The sequence below is a fragment of the Helicobacter baculiformis genome (genome assembly GCF_900197685.1).
GTDB lineage: Bacteria > Campylobacterota > Campylobacteria > Campylobacterales > Helicobacteraceae > Helicobacter > Helicobacter baculiformis.
The window spans coordinates 35,631-51,302 of record NZ_FZMF01000019.1; the positions used below are offsets into that span (position 1 = coordinate 35,631).

Annotated in this window: 16 protein-coding genes and 1 tRNA gene; 7 read left to right on the forward strand and 10 right to left on the reverse strand. The window is 42.6% G+C overall.

The genetic code is table 11. The features are described from left to right. Positions 1 to 93: 93 nt before the first annotated feature. Complete coding sequence (gene priA, locus C6G87_RS04235) at positions 94 to 1,953, reverse strand: replication restart helicase PriA (RefSeq protein WP_104752293.1); 1,860 nt, start codon at positions 1,951 to 1,953, stop codon at positions 94 to 96. A 112-nt stretch (positions 1,954 to 2,065) separates the two neighbouring features. Between priA and C6G87_RS04240 the strand changes: the two genes are divergently transcribed. Genes C6G87_RS04240 through C6G87_RS04250 form a run of 3 tightly spaced genes read left to right on the forward strand, consistent with a single transcriptional unit; the run spans position 2,066 to position 3,644 of the window. Next, positions 2,066 to 2,596, forward strand: a complete 531-nt coding sequence (locus C6G87_RS04240; RefSeq protein ID WP_104752294.1) for a hypothetical protein — start codon at positions 2,066 to 2,068, stop codon at positions 2,594 to 2,596. 37 nt (positions 2,597 to 2,633) lie between these two features. Then, positions 2,634 to 3,302, forward strand: a complete 669-nt coding sequence (plsY, locus tag C6G87_RS04245) for a glycerol-3-phosphate 1-O-acyltransferase PlsY (protein WP_104752295.1) — start codon at positions 2,634 to 2,636, stop codon at positions 3,300 to 3,302. Between the two features lie 9 nt (positions 3,303 to 3,311). After that, a complete protein-coding gene (locus C6G87_RS04250; RefSeq protein ID WP_104752296.1) occupies positions 3,312 to 3,644 on the forward strand; it encodes a dihydroneopterin aldolase in 333 nt (110 codons plus the stop codon). A gap of 33 nt (positions 3,645 to 3,677) precedes the next feature. Here the strand turns inward: C6G87_RS04250 and ruvC are convergent, their stop codons facing one another. Together ruvC and C6G87_RS04260 are read right to left on the reverse strand one after the other, a co-directional pair. Beyond that, the gene (ruvC, locus tag C6G87_RS04255; RefSeq protein WP_104752297.1) at positions 3,678 to 4,163 is read right to left on the reverse strand and encodes a crossover junction endodeoxyribonuclease RuvC; all 486 of its coding nucleotides are present in this window, start codon (positions 4,161 to 4,163) and stop codon (positions 3,678 to 3,680) included. Then, positions 4,163 to 5,836, reverse strand: a complete 1,674-nt coding sequence (locus C6G87_RS04260; protein ID WP_104752298.1) for a methyl-accepting chemotaxis protein — start codon at positions 5,834 to 5,836, stop codon at positions 4,163 to 4,165. The genes ruvC and C6G87_RS04260 overlap by 1 nt, the downstream gene beginning before the upstream one ends. Before the next feature lie 68 nt (positions 5,837 to 5,904). Here C6G87_RS04260 and C6G87_RS04265 point away from each other — a divergent pair, with 68 nt between their 5' ends. Further along, a complete protein-coding gene (locus C6G87_RS04265) occupies positions 5,905 to 6,351 on the forward strand; it encodes a N6-threonylcarbamoyl adenosine t(6)A37 modification in tRNA (protein WP_233709003.1) in 447 nt (148 codons plus the stop codon). On the opposite strand, the gene C6G87_RS04270 is transcribed toward C6G87_RS04265, so the two are convergent. Together C6G87_RS04270 and C6G87_RS04275 are read right to left on the reverse strand one after the other, a co-directional pair. Next, complete coding sequence (locus C6G87_RS04270; protein ID WP_104752299.1) at positions 6,348 to 6,824, reverse strand: DUF1104 domain-containing protein; 477 nt, start codon at positions 6,822 to 6,824, stop codon at positions 6,348 to 6,350. The two genes, C6G87_RS04265 and C6G87_RS04270, sit on opposite strands and share 4 nt — an antisense overlap. A 58-nt stretch (positions 6,825 to 6,882) precedes the next feature. After that, complete coding sequence (locus C6G87_RS04275; protein ID WP_104752300.1) at positions 6,883 to 7,629, reverse strand: DsbA family protein; 747 nt, start codon at positions 7,627 to 7,629, stop codon at positions 6,883 to 6,885. 143 nt (positions 7,630 to 7,772) lie between these two features. On the opposite strand from C6G87_RS04275, the gene C6G87_RS04280 reads away from it, so the two are divergent. The 3 genes from C6G87_RS04280 to murG all read left to right on the forward strand — a co-directional run bounded on the left by C6G87_RS04280 (position 7,773) and on the right by murG (position 9,442). Beyond that, positions 7,773 to 7,863: transfer RNA gene (locus C6G87_RS04280), tRNA-Ser, on the forward strand. A gap of 77 nt (positions 7,864 to 7,940) precedes the next feature. Next, the gene (fliW, locus tag C6G87_RS04285; protein ID WP_104752301.1) at positions 7,941 to 8,351 is read left to right on the forward strand and encodes a flagellar assembly protein FliW; all 411 of its coding nucleotides are present in this window, start codon (positions 7,941 to 7,943) and stop codon (positions 8,349 to 8,351) included. Positions 8,352 to 8,353: 2 nt separating this feature from the next. Beyond that, the gene (murG, locus tag C6G87_RS04290) at positions 8,354 to 9,442 is read left to right on the forward strand and encodes an undecaprenyldiphospho-muramoylpentapeptide beta-N-acetylglucosaminyltransferase (protein WP_104752302.1); all 1,089 of its coding nucleotides are present in this window, start codon (positions 8,354 to 8,356) and stop codon (positions 9,440 to 9,442) included. A 50-nt stretch (positions 9,443 to 9,492) separates the two neighbouring features. Here murG and C6G87_RS04295 read toward each other — a convergent pair whose 3' ends face one another. The 5 genes from C6G87_RS04295 to C6G87_RS04315 form a co-directional block, all read right to left on the reverse strand. Next, on the reverse strand, positions 9,493 to 10,212 hold the full coding sequence (locus C6G87_RS04295; RefSeq protein ID WP_104752303.1) for a restriction endonuclease subunit S: 720 nt from the start codon (positions 10,210 to 10,212) through the stop codon (positions 9,493 to 9,495). Between the two features lie 25 nt (positions 10,213 to 10,237). After that, entirely contained in the window at positions 10,238 to 11,668 is a 1,431-nt protein-coding gene (locus C6G87_RS04300) for a restriction endonuclease subunit S (RefSeq protein WP_104752304.1), read from the reverse strand. Positions 11,669 to 11,783: 115 nt separating this feature from the next. Next, on the reverse strand, positions 11,784 to 12,281 hold the full coding sequence (locus C6G87_RS04305; protein WP_104752305.1) for a hypothetical protein: 498 nt from the start codon (positions 12,279 to 12,281) through the stop codon (positions 11,784 to 11,786). Next, positions 12,281 to 12,988, reverse strand: a complete 708-nt coding sequence (locus C6G87_RS04310) for a DUF3800 domain-containing protein (RefSeq protein ID WP_104752306.1) — start codon at positions 12,986 to 12,988, stop codon at positions 12,281 to 12,283. Before C6G87_RS04310 ends, C6G87_RS04305 begins: the two co-directional genes overlap by 1 nt. Then, positions 12,989 to 15,514, reverse strand: a complete 2,526-nt coding sequence (locus C6G87_RS04315) for an N-6 DNA methylase (RefSeq protein WP_158653094.1) — start codon at positions 15,512 to 15,514, stop codon at positions 12,989 to 12,991. It abuts the gene before it with no gap. Positions 15,515 to 15,672 lie beyond the last annotated feature (158 nt).

Consider the following 15,672-nt stretch of genomic DNA (forward strand, 5'->3'; position numbering starts at 1 on the left):
GGGGGAGGTTACCCCACCCTGCGCTAACTATTATAGCATATAATTTCGTGTTTTTATCTTAAGTATTGCTTAAACTACTATTAAAAGCGTTCCTCATACATCAGCAGGATCGACGATAATCTTAAAAGTATTGGAGTTACTTTCCTGAAGGCGGTGCAAAATGCTTAGAAGGTTAGTGGTGGATGTCGCACTGAGCAAGATTTCATAGCGGTATTGGTTGGCAATTTTAGAAACACGCGCACTAGTTGCGCCCAAAATATCCACCCCGTTTATTTGATCCAAGAGAATCTTTAGAAGGTCTAAACCAGTCTGCATCATTTCCTTAGCCTTTTGTTCCTTAGAGTGGGCAAATACCAAAAGAGCTAAGCGCATAAACGGGGGGAAAATTTGCATGCGTGTCTGCAGTTCGTCCTTAAGAAAATCTTCATAATCGTCAAGATAGCGTGCCAAAAATGCGCGATTTAAAGTCTGAATTAACACTTTACCATCACTCTTACGCGCACTGCGTCCAGCAATCTGATACATCAAGCTTACTCCATGTTCAAAGCTGCTGTAGCTTCCATTGTGTAAAATCTCATCAATACCCAATACCACCGCTAAATGTACGCGATGGTAGTCATGCCCCTTAGCAATCATCTGTGTACCAATCAAAATATCTATATCGTGGGCATTAAAAGTATCTAAAATGTGTTGTATTTGCCCATTAGTGTGGGTGTGATCCTTATCCAAAATTCCGATGCGCGCTTGAGGCAGTAGCGTTTCTAGGTCTTTTTTGCACTGCTGTGTACCCATGCGCCTACCTCGCAACGAGTCGTGATGACAAGTGGGACAAACTTTAGGAATATCCTCTTGGTGTTGACAATAATGGCAACGCATACACTTATTCTTAAGATGTAAGCTCATATTTACACTGCAAAATGGACAACGCACACCCTGTCCGCAAGCTTGGCACAGGAGTTTTTTAAAGTGAGCACGCGTGGGCATAAAAATCACGCTCTGTTGCTTTTGTATTAAAGTGTTTTCTAAAGCGCTTAAAATTGCTGAACTTAGTATAGTGGGACTTTCATCAAAAATAATTTCTTGGGTAGAGTCATAGAAACGCCCCTTTAGACGCACAAGAGTTTGGCTTTTTTGCGCCACATAATAGCTCCGCACGCTGGGCGTTGCAGAACCTAATACAACCTGAATGGGCATGTGTTGTGCTAAATACAGACTTACATCACGGGCATTATAAAAAGGAGCCTGGTTGGCTTTGTAGGCATGGTCGTGCTCTTCATCGATAATTATCAAGCCCAAATGTGCTATAGGTAAAAATAACGCACTTCTAGTACCCACTACCACGCGCACTTCTTGTGTATAGAGCTTTTCTAAAAGGGTGTTTCTTTGGGTGATATTGAGCTTGCTATGCCATATTCCTACACATGATCCAAAGTTATTTAGGAGGACTCGGTAAATTTGAGGAGCTAGGGCAATTTCGGGCACGAGTACAAGCACGCTTAAAGATTTTTGGAGTTTTTGAGCAATTAAATGGGCATAGATGTGTGTCTTACCACTACCTGTATCTCCAAATAGTAAAGCAGTTTGGAGGGGTGCAATCTGATCGCAAGCAGTTTGTTGTAAATGGCTCAAGGGGTTAAGTCTAGGTATCACTTCGATTGGAGTAGACACATATCCGGTTTTAAAGGGATAGAACATGGGTGCAACAACTCCTATTTGTGTGCAATAGTAATGAGCAATGAAACGTAATAAAACCATTTGATGCGCATTGAAATACGCCCCTGTTGACCTTGCCTCTTTGCATACAAAGTTAGGTTGTGCACACAGCCCCAACACCACACCTTGAAGATGACGGCGTTGCAAGGGAATTTTAACCAAAGTCCCTATTTCAAAGTTTTCTTGACTTTCATAGGTTAAGGGTTTAGTTTTAGCAAAAGGCGCGATAATGTAAAACAGGACAAACCTTGTATATTTTGACTATTATAACTAAACTACAAGATTTAACCATGCTTGTTATCCATGCTCACCCTATTGAGTATTCTAACGCGCTTTATGTTATAGTGCACACATGAGAATGCTCAGTTTGGCGTTGGTTTTATGGCTTTGTGCGTGTGTGCCCAAACCTTCCAGTTTGGCAAGTCCGGTAACTTTTGACATTGCTTATCAAGGCAGTGCAGTCAAGACTTATTGGCGTAAATTAGGAGACAAGAACTCTAAAATGCTAGTATTGGGGAGTAATAATTGGTTTTTTTCACTTTGGCGGGACACTTTCAAAAAAGCTAAACTAGATACACGCATGCTTGAGCCGGGGATTTATTATTTAAGTTCTTTTGAAGTGCAGGTGGGCGATCGCTTGCTTAAAAGTCAAACCACTTTACCTAGATGGCGTGGGGGTTGGGATAGCGTGCATAACCGCCCGTTATTTTTAGCATTTCAGGTTAAGCCCCATACTCCTTTAAAATTGCCTCCCATTGAGTTGGCGATTCAACACACTTTACGCAATAAAAAGCAAGGGGTACAAGAAAGCTATAAGGTCAATTTTCTCTTTTATGATAAACAGGGCGTGTTGCTCAAAGGACACCTTAGTAAGACATTTTGATTTTTAGCTATAATTTAGTTTTGATAAAGGGTTTGCAATGGAAGGTCTCTTAGTTTTTTTGACCAATATTAATGTGATTTTTTATCTCATTGGGTATTTCGTGGGGGGGATTCCCTTCGGATATTGGATTGTCAAGGTATGCTATAAAGTAGATGTTACCACACAAGGGAGTGGAGGGATTGGAGCTACTAATGTTGTGCGGGTAATGAACACGATCGATCCCTCTAAGGCAAAAAAGCTCGGCATGAGTGTGTTGGTATTAGATCTGCTTAAAGGGGTATTTTGTGTTCTAGCTGCTAAACTCGCAGGCTTGAGCTATGAAGCGCAATGGATGGTTGCCATTACGACCATCTTGGGACACTGCTATTCACCCTTTCTAGGCTTTAAAGGAGGCAAAGGTGTGAGCACGACTATGGGCGCGGTACTTTTACTCATTCCCGTAGAAAGTCTGATTGGACTCGTTTTGTGGGCTTTCGTAGGTAAAAAGCTCAAAATTTCCTCCCTAGCTTCTATTGCAGGTGTGGGCTTTGCGACACTATCTATATTCTTAATTCCAGCTTTACAGCTCCATCTTCCCGCGCCCATTGATATAGATGCACAGATTGGCACGCGTAGTCCTATGGTGCTTGTTTTTCTTTTTACGCTTTATAAGCATTGGTCAAATCTGATTAGACTCTTCACTGGGCAGGAAAAGAGGATTTCGTAGAGATTGCATATGACTTTGCTTGTAGAAAATTACCGCTTGGATGCGGTTATTGGTATCCGTCAAGATGAACAAAGCCGCCCTCAACCTCTAATCATTGATCTAGAAATTGACTACCACTACAGCCATGCAAGCCAGTATTTAGATTACATGGAGATTTTAAAAGTGGTGCACGATAAATTTTCCGCTAAGTCTTACACTCTTCTAGAAGAGGCATTGGAAGAAATAAGCTTGTGGCTTAAGCAGTGTTTCCCTAGCATTACAAGTATGACTATGGGGATCAAGAAGCCTCAAGCCTGTCAGTATGCCCTTGTAGGAGCACGCCTATACAAAACCTTCGAATAACATAGTCTTCTATCATCAAGTATTAAAGAAGTTTTAGCCAAGGCTTGGCATGGCATGTGCTAATGCGCGGCGTTGCTGGGCATGCGTGAGCGCGACAGCGAGCGCATCTGTAATATCTAAGGGTTTAATCGCACTCTTGAGACCTAGAATCTTTTTAACCATAAATGCGACCTGCTCCTTGTTTGCTTTACCATGCCCACTGATAGCGCGTTTAATTTGTAGAGGCGTGTATTCACTGAAGTGTCCTACGCTCTGCAAAATCTTTAAGCTCAATGCTCCTCTAAATTGTGCAAGTTTGAGTACACTTTTAGGGTTATAAGCGTAAAAAATATCTTCCATCGCTACCTCCACGATGGAGTAGGTTTTTAAAACTTGATTCAAGCCCTCTATCATCTCCAAAATTTGGATTTGCAGAGGCGCGTTTTGGATATGGATAAACCCCGCTCCCACTAACTTACTTTGCATGTCTATGATCCCATACCCACACTTACGACTCCCGGGATCAATACCTAGAATCATTAAGATTGGAATTGGTTAATATTGCTATCTAAAGCAACTGTAGCTTCGCGTAAGCTTTCAGCAGCTTGGATAATTTTCGTAGCTTCTATAGCATTATTCGCGTTGATTGCCTCAATCCCTTCAAAATAAGGTGTCATGGCATCGATATCTTGTTTAGTCCCTACAAAACTTCCAATGGAGGTATTCACCCTCTGTACTACAAACTCCAAGTTTGCATTCATGTTTTTAAACTTGTCTTGCATCTCTAGCCCTACATTATTGAGTTCTTCAATCTTTTTGGAGTTCAAATTCATTTGGCTGGAAACATCGTTAATCTCTTGTACGATCACCCCAATAGTCGAATTAATTTCTGCCAAACTTTTTTGTGTGCGTGCAGCTAAGTTACGCACTTCGTCCGCCACCACTGCAAAGCCACGCCCATGCTCGCCTGCCCGTGCAGCCTCTATAGCAGCATTAAGCGCAAGCAAATTAGTTTGATCGGCAATATCGTCGATGATATGCAAAATTCCCTTGACGCTATCGGCGTTCTTGCTGAGTTGTTCAACTTTGTTGGCGAGCTCTTCTTCTGTTTTAGAAGCCTCTGTAATTTGTCCAAATAGATTGGAAATTGCGCTGTTGGAAGTTTGAATAGAACCTTGCACTTCCATCAAACTTTGCTGACTTTCTTGGGCTTGATCTAGGGATTTGCCCAAAATTTGATTAATCTCAGTGGTTCTATTTTTGATTTGGTTGATCATTTCCGTGCGTTTGCTCATCTCATTTAACACGGCTAAAATAGTTGTTTTAAGTGTATTGGCAATCTCTCTATTGCTTTTGCTTGTTGCCTTCATGTAGTTGAAAAAACTTTGAATATGTTCTACAAAATGGTTGATTCCCTGTCCCACTCTACCAATTTCGTCATACCCCTTAATGCGGATACGCTGGGTAAGATTTCTTTCTCCTTGATTAAATTCGTGCATCATGTGTACCAACACATTCAAGCGTTTAATGATAGTAAAGTAGACAAGCAAGGAGCTCAAAACAATAAAGAAACCTATAATACCCGCAATGTAATAAATTAGCGCATGAAGGTTTTTAGAAACTTGCCGTCTGATCTCTTTACGTGTTTGCTCGCTAGCACTCAAGATATCGCTAACATAAGAGGTTGAGACAATAACCATGCCACTTATAGGCTCGTAGTGGCTATAAGCTACTTTAGGCTCTGGATTACCTCCTGCAAATTTTGGCATTTCATAGCGCGTGAAACCTCCCCCTTTTTTTGCTTGCTCAACATAACCTCGTACATAATGAACACCATCAACGCTAGTTAGATTCATGCCATTTTTGCCCACTGTGTTTGGGTTCACCGGATCGAAGATCACCTTGCCCTGCATATCCACCACGACCATGTAGATCATGCCTTTATCGTTATTAATCTTCCCGAAATATTCTAGGGCAAGCTTTGTAGCCTGTTCCTTAGGGAAGAGCTTATAATAACCTGACACTACCTGCTCGATTAGGTGAGTGTCATACTTGAGTGTATCTCCTCGATGCTTCATGTCTCCATTTGTTTCGCTGGTAATTACGGAGGATACAAGGTGGTATTGTTTGTGATCAGCGATAATAATGATCACAATCCCTACAATGGAGAGAGATAAAAGAATCGCCCCTATAATTTTAGCCCCAAGATTCATTTGCACTCCTAGTGCTGGTCAGGTTTAGTGAAGCGCCCATTCTAACATAGATGTGTTAAAATATGGATATGCGAGATTTGATTACCTCAGCTCTGTTTTTGGCTCAGAGCGATACCACTGCCGGGTTTTTTGGCACCGATTCTAACGCACTAAACCGCACCAAGAACAGCCCTCCTCATAAACCCTTACTGCAAGTTGTAGCGAGTTTGCGTGCCCTTCCTGTGCGCGTGCCACAAATTCATCGTCATTTTGTGCGACACAAGCGGGGCAGCTTTATTTACCCTACCATGCCTCCTAGAGGCTACCGCGTAATTAGAGATCCAAGAGTCTTAGGATTTGTGATTTTTTTTGATGTGCTTTACAGCACTTCGGCTAACCCGAGCGGGGCAAACTTCAATCTAGAATGGGCGCGTGAAAACGCCTCCATTACTCTTGAGGATAGACACGGACTCTACCAAGCCCCCCCCTCTGCTATTTTTAAGCTTTCGCGCACACGTAAAAAGCGCCTGCGCTAATGTGTGGACTTTTTGGATGCTTGGGTAGCACCACTAGGCGTAAAACCATTTTGTTGTAAGTCTTCATAAAAAGTTTTAGACTGCAAGGTAGCTTTCCAGTGGTTCAGATAGTCATACTCTGCATCCACTTCTTTTTTGAGATTGTCGACATTCTGTACCCTAAGTGCAAGTGCTTTCTTGATGGCATCTAGGCGCTTCTGTCTTTGTGCAGGGCTGAGCTTAGCAATATTCTTTGCCAAAACCTCTTGAAAATGCTTTTGAAAATCCGCCTGATGTTGGGGAGTCATTTTGTTGTAGCGGTTTTTCATTTCGCTCAAGTAATTGATCACCTTACTTGCCTCCACCTTACCGGCCATATCTAACATTTCCTGATCCGGCTTAGCATGGTATTCTGGAAACACATTCAGCCCTAAATCCTGAGCTCCCAGCGCGCTGAGCAAGCCCGAAGCCACAACCGCGTATACAAATTTCATTGCCTATCCTTTATAGATTTTGCCCTGCATTATAGCTTTTTTTTCTAAACCACAACGATCACTGCTGCCGCTCATAGATGAAAGGCACGCTTTCAATCCCCGTTGCTAAAACTTGCTTAGTAACTTCTTCTACTTGCTTAATCTTGTCATCGGGCACTTCTGCTGGTTCGTAAGCGGTTGCATAAACTTTATTGAGTAGGGCGATTTTGCTCTCTGTATTGTGCGCCTGTTTTGCCTGCATCATAATATCTGCTGCCTTTAGGATAGATTTTCTACCCAAAAGACCCACAACGACCATGTGAACATTAGCATCCTTAAGGTGATCTTGGATTTTGCGCAACTCGTTTTGACAATGTGGACACATCGGATCGGATACGATATAGAGCTCTTTGGCATTTTTGTTTTTTGACGCGAGTGTGATTATGTAATCTTTGGGCAATGCGTCAAACATGGCATTAATTTTTGCCCCATTAGCCTGCTTGAAATTATAACTTTGGGTTTGGTTGTAAATGCTATTGATCAACTTAATATCTTGCTCGTTATTGCTAAAAAAAAGATTGCTCAGCCCTACAACCAAAGTTCCATTTTTGTTGGCAAGCAGAGGAACATGGTACTTAGTTTCAGATTCTTCTACAACCACAATTTGAAAATCCTTGTTAGATTTCAAGGATTGTGACCGGAGAACCTTAACATGTTTTTTAGTTTGCTTGTGAATGAGTTGCACGATGTTCTCATTAAGCACACTGCTATCTTTGGCTTCTATCATGCCTACACACAGCACCAACGCACACAGAATTTTACGCATCAAAACCCTTAAATAAAATTTAGACTCTTAATTCTAACACTAAAAGACTAATACTATGCTTTCCATACGAACAATGGAATCATTTTGATTAAGATTTTTGTTAACTTTAGAACACTATAATGGCGTCTTTGTTCTAAAAGAAAGGACAGGTGGGTGAGTTGGCTGAAACCACATCCCTGCTAAGGATGCGTAGCTGCAAGGTTACCGAGGGTTCGAATCCCTCCCTGTCCGCCACCCCTATAAATCCTTTTATTTAGTTTTTTGGAACAGCTTTTGCTGAAGACTTGGTATATTTTGCTAAAGGAACAAGCATGCATTACCAACTTAAGTCTCCCATTCTTGGTTTTGAGAATATCATGGAAGTTGAACTTACCAAAATAGATGATCTCTTCAGCAAGGTTAGTAGTTTAGATGGCAGTATCAGCCTCGTTTTGGCAAACCCCTATAAACTCAGAGAATACAGCTTTAGTATTCCTAAATATATCGAATTGCTTCTCGAGCTCGATGCTAGCTCTGAAGTGGAGGTTTATTGCGTGGTGGTGGTGCAGAAGAATTTAGAAGATTCAATGGTCAATTTTCTAGCCCCCCTTATTTTTAACCCCAGTAATGGTTATGCTGCCCAAATCCCCCTATCCATCATGGATTACCCCGATTTTGGGTTTAGAGAAACCATTAAATCTTTTGTGCCACCCGTGCAGGCAAGTATGCACGCCAGTTATTAGCCGTGTTTGCCATCAGCGGCGGGGGAACGGGAGGGCATTTGTGCATCGCCAAAGCCCTAGCTCAAGAGTTAGTTAATCGGGGCGAGTCCTTAATCTACCTAGGTAGCACGGCTGGGCAGGATCGTGCGTGGTTTGAGACGAGTCCTTTATTTGTGGAACGCTACTTTTTAGAGACTAGCGGGGTGGTCAACAAGAATTTTATTCAGAAAATCCCCGCGCTTTGGGCACAACTTAAAGGGGCTAAAAAAGCGTTAGGCTTGCTTAAAGCACATCATGTGCGTGCGCTTATTAGTGTGGGAGGCTTTAGCGCAGGACCGGGCACTCTAGCTAGTATTTTTTCTAATATTCCCCTATACATACACGAACAAAATGCCATTGAGGGCGTGCTCAACAAGTACACAACTCCTTACGCTAAGCGCATTTTTGGGAGTTTTGTACCTGAAAAACCTCACTCTAAATTTAGCCAAACTCCCTACCCCGTGCAAGAAGTTTTCTTTGAAAAGGCACGCATTCGTAACAAAATTGAAACTATTTTATTCTTAGGAGGATCGCAAGGGGCGAGTGCGCTTAATGAATTTGCCCTTTTATGTGCGAGAGAATTACTCCAAAGAGGCATGAAAATCATTCATCAGTGTGGTGCGCTCAATTTTGAGCGTATCGCTACGCTCTATAAAGGTTTGGGGATTTTAGATAGTGTCGATCTTTTCGCCTTTGAGCCTTGTTTGGCAAAAAAAATGCAACAGGCAGATATTTGCGTGAGTCGGGCAGGCGCTAGCAGCGTGTGGGAACTTTGCGCCAACAATTTGCCAACTATGTTCGTGCCCTATCCGCATGCCACTGATAACCACCAATATTTCAATGCGCTAGAATTTGAGCAAGAAGGTTTAGCTAGAATCGTCTTCCAGCATGCTCTGCACCCTGATAAGCTTTTTAATTTCATAGAGTGGTTGCAAACCCCCAAAGCGGAGGGTCTTTATATTTCTCAAGTAAGCTCAGGGCTTAGGACTAAAATTTCTAATGATGGGGCGCGTGTGATTATAGATCAAATCTTAGCCGATTTGCCACCCATGCCATCAGATTCTCCAGCTTAACATTTAATGTAATAGCGAAAGCTAGGGGGCTTCACAACGCGAGCGGTAAGTTAGGTATGTTTTTTTATCAAGGCGTGTTCCACCTCTAATTTAGCCAGTTCTAACTGGTTGTGGGCTTGGGCGCGCCGATCAAAGCTTATTTTTAGCTTTTGGGCGATGTTTTCTTGCACGCTTAAGGGCAGAAGGGGGATGATCGCATCGCCAATTTTTTGAGTGCTCCAATGGGCGATGATGGAGCCTATGCTATTTCTCTGGGCTTGTAGCCGTGTGGTTTGGTGATTGAGGCATAGGGCTAAATACTGCGGGTTTATTTTGGTTTTGTCCTTGATGGCAAGGCGTAAGACGCCTCGGCTTAAGACCACTTCTAGGTTATGGGGCACACAATAAGCAATCCCCACACTCCCATCCTTGCTCAACAACACTTCCCCCTCTTTAGGGTAAAGGGGTTCTAACTCTGCACTAGGGCTTAGAAAGACTTCGCTAGGGCTGATTCCAAAGGGGCTAAGATTGCTCACCCGCATAAAGGGCACTCCTATATCTTTGTAAGCCCCACTTCCCGGCTCAATGGACTTTTTGATCTGCGCCAACTCTTTGAGCCGTGCATGGGGGCGGGCTTTAAGAAATGCTTCATTGTGTTCATATTTTTCTTGGTAAAACTCCGCGTCCAAACGCCCGCTACTGCCTAGACTTTGCTTTAAGGTCTTGATACTGTGGTTTCTTTGGTTTAAAAGCAAAGTTTCTAGCAAGAGCCACTGGGCTAAACGCGCCAAATGGCGGGCACGCTTTAAGTGATATTTAAGTTTTTGCGATCTCTCTCTCTCTGCTTAAAGCCCCTTCTACCTCTGCTCTTGCTTGGACTAACAAGCTTTTAGCCTCTTGGCGGTGCTTTAAGCTTTCTTGTAAAAGCGTGGCGATTTGCTCTTGGACATTTAGGGGGATTTTGGGAACAAAAATATTTTGCATATCTGCATAGGATAAATTAGTTTGCACGCCTCCTGTACCTATGCGTTCAAATTGCAATCTCCCCATCACAGAATTGAGGTAAAGGGCTAAAACTTCAGGGATAAAATTTTTAACTCTAATTTTTAAAATCCTTTGGTTAAGCATGGCTTCGATTTCTGTATGCACCACACAAGCCAAGCCGATACTGCCTGACATCGATATGAGTAAGTCCCCTTTTTGTAATTTATCTTTTGGGCTTAATTCTTTAGCTTGAGCGGGTAAGTAAATCACATTTTGAGTATCTAGGGTATTTCTTTTGATATTGTTGATTCGAATCAGCATCAGGGCGTTAGATTGCTGTTGGTCTAAATAATCCACACTTTTAAAGGCAAAACCACTAGAATACTCATGCACTAAATCCTTAAGGGGGACAACACCATTTACATACTCTCTTAAGCAAGTTTCTAGGTGTTCATATTTGCTTTGGTAAAACTCCGCATCGAGCCGCCCCGTGCTTAAAAAGCTTTCTTTCAAGCTCTTGATTTGGTGTTCTTTGGGTGGGGCTTTGGGCAGTGTGCCTAATTCTTGCTCTAATAGCCCTTGTGCCTCTTTATAAAGGGCTTTGCTCTGTTCTAAGCAGGCGTGGGCGTTTTTAACGAGCTGGGCGATGTGTTCTTGAAAGTCTAGAGGGAGAAGGGGGATTTTGAGTCGCCTTACTTCCTCTAAATTGAGATTATACTGCCCGGTTGGTCTAGCTATCCTGCCAATTTGTGATAGCGCATTATCAGTTTGCAACACAACAAAAAGATAGGCTGGCAAAATTTCTTTGTGTGTAACCCGACAAAATGCCATTGCTTGCGTTATATTTGACTTACGAAAGCCAATGGGGACATAAGCCACTCTACCTATAACATCTATTGTTGCTCCAACAATGTTAATTAACACGTCTTCATCGCAAATTTGAGTACGCCCCATTTGCCTGTTTGTGTTTTCATCAATAAAAAAATAGTCGTCTGTGTTGGATAAAATGGAGTTTCTTATGTTCGTTGTTTTTAGTAAAACAACCCCTGTTTTTAGGTCATTGTCCCTATCCTTTGGCGTGATTCCGCTTCTAATTATGCAAAGACTACCCAAAGTAACAAAATCATAATGTTTCTCCTCATTCTCCACCCACTCCCCCTTAAAATACTCCGCGTCCATGCGCTTGGTGGGGTTGTCTCGCCACACTTCGCTTAACTTTAAAACGCTGATCTCTAAATGGGGGTAGTTTTGGGCTAGGGGCATGGATTTCCTTAATTCTAGTTTTTTAACGCAAGTTTCATCAATTTTAATATAAAATAGGCGCGCTCAACTACCGGTGGTAGAAAGAGATGGTCTGCAGTGCCTTAATCTGCACCCATTAAAACCACGCGCAATTTTTAAGTTTCGGGTCGTCGTTATAGGCTTTATAGCGGTCTTCATAAGTCTTTTTGTTGTCGTTTTTATCAATGTAAAAGCCAGTAACAAGAAAGATTGCCTCCCCTTTGTGTGCCTTTTGCAAAATCACCACAAAATCAAAATCATAGAGCCATAGGTACAGCCTTATTTTCTTGTCTAAGTAGTAAAACAATTTGACATGGGGTTTTGCGTAATCTAAGATAATTTGCTTAATCCACCCGATTCTGCGAGCCCTTTCTAGGTCAAATACCCTTTTATTCTCTTTGTTTCGCCTTGTGATTAAATGCCAAAAGACTTGTTCTTTTTGGTTGGGGCAGCCTGAGGGTTGCAAGGGGTCAGTATAAAAGCGATTAGCAAGATAAAGGGGCGTGTTTATAAAATCTTGCTTAAATTGTTGGTAGGCAAGCTCTACCATCTCCTCCTCACAAGCACATGCGCTAAAATCTAAGAGCGGGTACATTAGGCGTTTTCTTTGAGCGCAATTTTAAATACATTGAATTTCCTCTCCCAAGGGGGTGTCCCCTCTTCAAGCTTAAAGCCCGCCCACTCCTCGATTTTTTGGACGACATGGTTTTTGATGGGGCTTTGGTGGGGGATGTCATCGCGGGCTTTGTAGGCGATCGCCCCTATGAGCATGTCGGTAAGCTGGATAATTTGGGATTGATGAGACCTAACGGTAAAGCATTGGGCTTGGATGGTGCCTTTGTATTGATTGTGTAGCACTCTCTCTAATTCGTGCATCCGCACCGCACATTTTGAGTCTTTGTAGTCTAGGTAAATTTTGATGGCGGTTTGGGGTTCTATGAGATTTCTCAACACATAATAAAACATCTTGTAATAGAAAATGTCTGGGTTGCTTTGATTGTAGCGGTCGTGCTCTAGCGCTCTTTTATCAGGAACTAAAATAGCTTGAAAGTGCAGATGGACGCTAGAAAAGAAAAACTCTAACAAAGTGTCATAAAATTCCATTTGGAGGTGGATTAACTTTGTCCATTTAAGTTCTTTTTGGTGGTTGAACTGGCGTTTTAGATCCTTGATTGCTTGGTTGATGGGGGCTAATTCGCTTGCAGGTAGGCTGATTGCTCCTAGCACCATCACCTTAGAGCCTAAAGAAGGGTTATAGTCTAAGTGATTACTCTCATCACAAAAAATTTTATACTCTTGCATTCACTCTCTCCAAAAACTCAAACCCTCGCTCTTAGCAAACTCAATAAATGCTTCAGCGATGCCATCTTGGGTTAAGCCCTCATGGTTAAACAAATCGTGTTGGACAATCAAATGCCCATGTTTGTCTAAAAGGGGGCGGGTTTTTTGGGTGGCGGTTTGGATCGTGGCTTGTTTTTGTTGTGTGGGGTTAAGTTTTTTATATTCTTGCGCGCTGATTTTGCGCCCTTCAAATTCTATAAAGTTAGCCGCCTCTAGGTTGGGGTAGGTGGTGTAAAAGTCCTTTAGGTTTAATTCTTCTATGCTGGGTTGCCCTGCTGTGGTGCGCTCTAATTTGACAATCTCTTGTTTGACATAGATTTTATCCCCGGAGTTGTCCTTGCTGGATTCTTGCATGGTGGCAAAGAAGATATTGTAATCCTCTTGGTAGGGGCATAAGAGCTCATCCCATTTTTGCACGAATAACACGCTGGTTTTTGTGCCCGTGTGGGGCTTAAAGACATTGGGATGTAAGCCCACCACCGCCAAAATGCGGGCGTGCTCAGCAATGAAGGTGCGGATATTTTGATCGCTGGTGTTGTTGAAGCGCCCTTGGGGCAATACAATTGCCATGCGCCCCCCGGGTTTGAGCAGGTTTAAAGTCCTTTCAATGAAGAGAATGTCGCGAGTGATTTGCTTACACTCATTGACAACAATTTGTTGATACCCACTGGGGGTTTTGATGAGATAGCCCGGATGGTTTAGCATTTCTAGGTATGTGGGGGGTTTTTCAAAGATATGCCCTTGAGCGATGGCTTCCTCAACGATCTTTTCTTGTTTTGTCTGTTTGGTGGTGGGAGACACCTTTTGATTCACTCTGCGTTTTTTATACCCTGCCTCAGTTTCCACAAGGTCTTCTCGCCTTTCTCGATCCTCGTGCGTTGCCGTGATGTCCCTGAGGGTGATTGTCTGTCTTAGGGTGTAGTGTTTTAAAATCTCATTTTCTTTGATATTACCCGCAAAGGGAGGGTTAGCCATCACAAGGTCAAATTCAAAACATTTATAACTGCGCTTGCGATCGTCTTTTTCTCGTTCTTCTTCGGGGAGCTTTTTCTCTAGGTCCTCAAAGTTCTTATTAAAGGCTTTGGTGGCTTTGTCAATGTCCTTTTGGGCGTGCCATTTGGTAAAATCTAGGGAGTTGAGTTTAAAGACATTGCTGTGTCCATCCCCGGCAATGAGATTGAGCATTTTAGAAATTCTCGTGGTGCGGGGGTCGAAATCAATGGCAAAAATATGGTTCTCGACATATTCTGTCGCTTTCAGGGGCTTCTTATCCGCTGTGAACATTTCACTTTCGGGTAAGTTGAGTGCTTGGTAAATTTGCCGCCACACATAAAAACAAGTGTGGATGGGAAAGCCACAACTCCCACTAGCTGGATCGATCATGCTTTCCCCTTCCTTAGGGTTTAGCATTCTCACGCACATATCGATCACATAACGGGGGGTGAAAAACTGCCCCTTTTCGCCCTTAGAGTCCTTGTTGGCAAGGTATTCAAAGGCATCGTCAATCACTTCTAAATTGGAGTTAAAAAACTTGCATTTTTGCAAGCTCCCCACACAGATTTCTAGGTGATCGGGGGTTAGGGCGATCTTGCTCTCTTTGGCAAAAATCCCTTGCCATTTTTCTTTAGCTTTTGTGAAAAGATCTTGTATGCGTTGGTTTAAACTCTCGTTATCCTCATTTCTTAGAGCAAACTCTAGGGGGCGCATGCTCTGATATAGCTTTAAAAGTTGTCCTTGATCTACCCCCTGTTTTTCTAGTTTATGGTATTCTTTGATTTTTTCTTCGTCGTAGCGGTAGGCTTGCAATTCATCATAAAGTTTGGCAAAAATGAGTTTGAAGACTTCCTCAAAGGCATTTTCTCCGCTATTGGCAAGGACATCATCTTCAATCAATAGAATCTTGTCTTTCAAGCTCACCCGGTTGTTCTGCAAAATGTCTTGTTTTTGCAAATCTATATAGGTGAAACGCTCATTAAAAATATCTTTAATATCCTGATCGACACTAGGCAAATACAACATTTCTGTAAAGGTGTTGGGCTCTTTGCGTTGCCAAACCATTAAATCGTTGCCATTGCACCACACACACAAAGGTGCGCCTGTGCCGTTGGCATAGCTTTGGGCTTGGGCGAATCCATCTTTGTGTTGTGGTGCTTTGAGCTCTATCACAATGTATTCCCGTGTTTTAGATTCATTGAGTACTGCAATATCGATGCGTTTGCTGGAATCAGACCCTAAATTCACTTTACGCTCTACATCGATACGATCTAAAGGATAACCGTATTCTGTGGTGAGCTTATCGATAAAGAGTTGGCGGATCACTTCTTCTGGTTTGAGCAACACTTTTGTATAGCGTACTAAACAGGACACTTGATAGGCGATATTGCCTTTTTTGTCTGTTGTGGCAACGAGGCGGTTTTCAAGAGCTTGGATCGCTTGACTAGAAAAAAACTTCAAATTTGAGGTATCAAGGATTTGCTCTAAGCGCATGGGATGCCTAACTGGGAGATGTGGGCTAAGGGGGTGATTGATGGGGTAAACTGAGTATGCATTGGGTAACTCCATATCCTTGATTTGACAACACCAAAGGTAGAACCGCTGTGTTTACATTTTTTTGCGGCATCGTCGGCGCTAAAAAAGTGCAATTG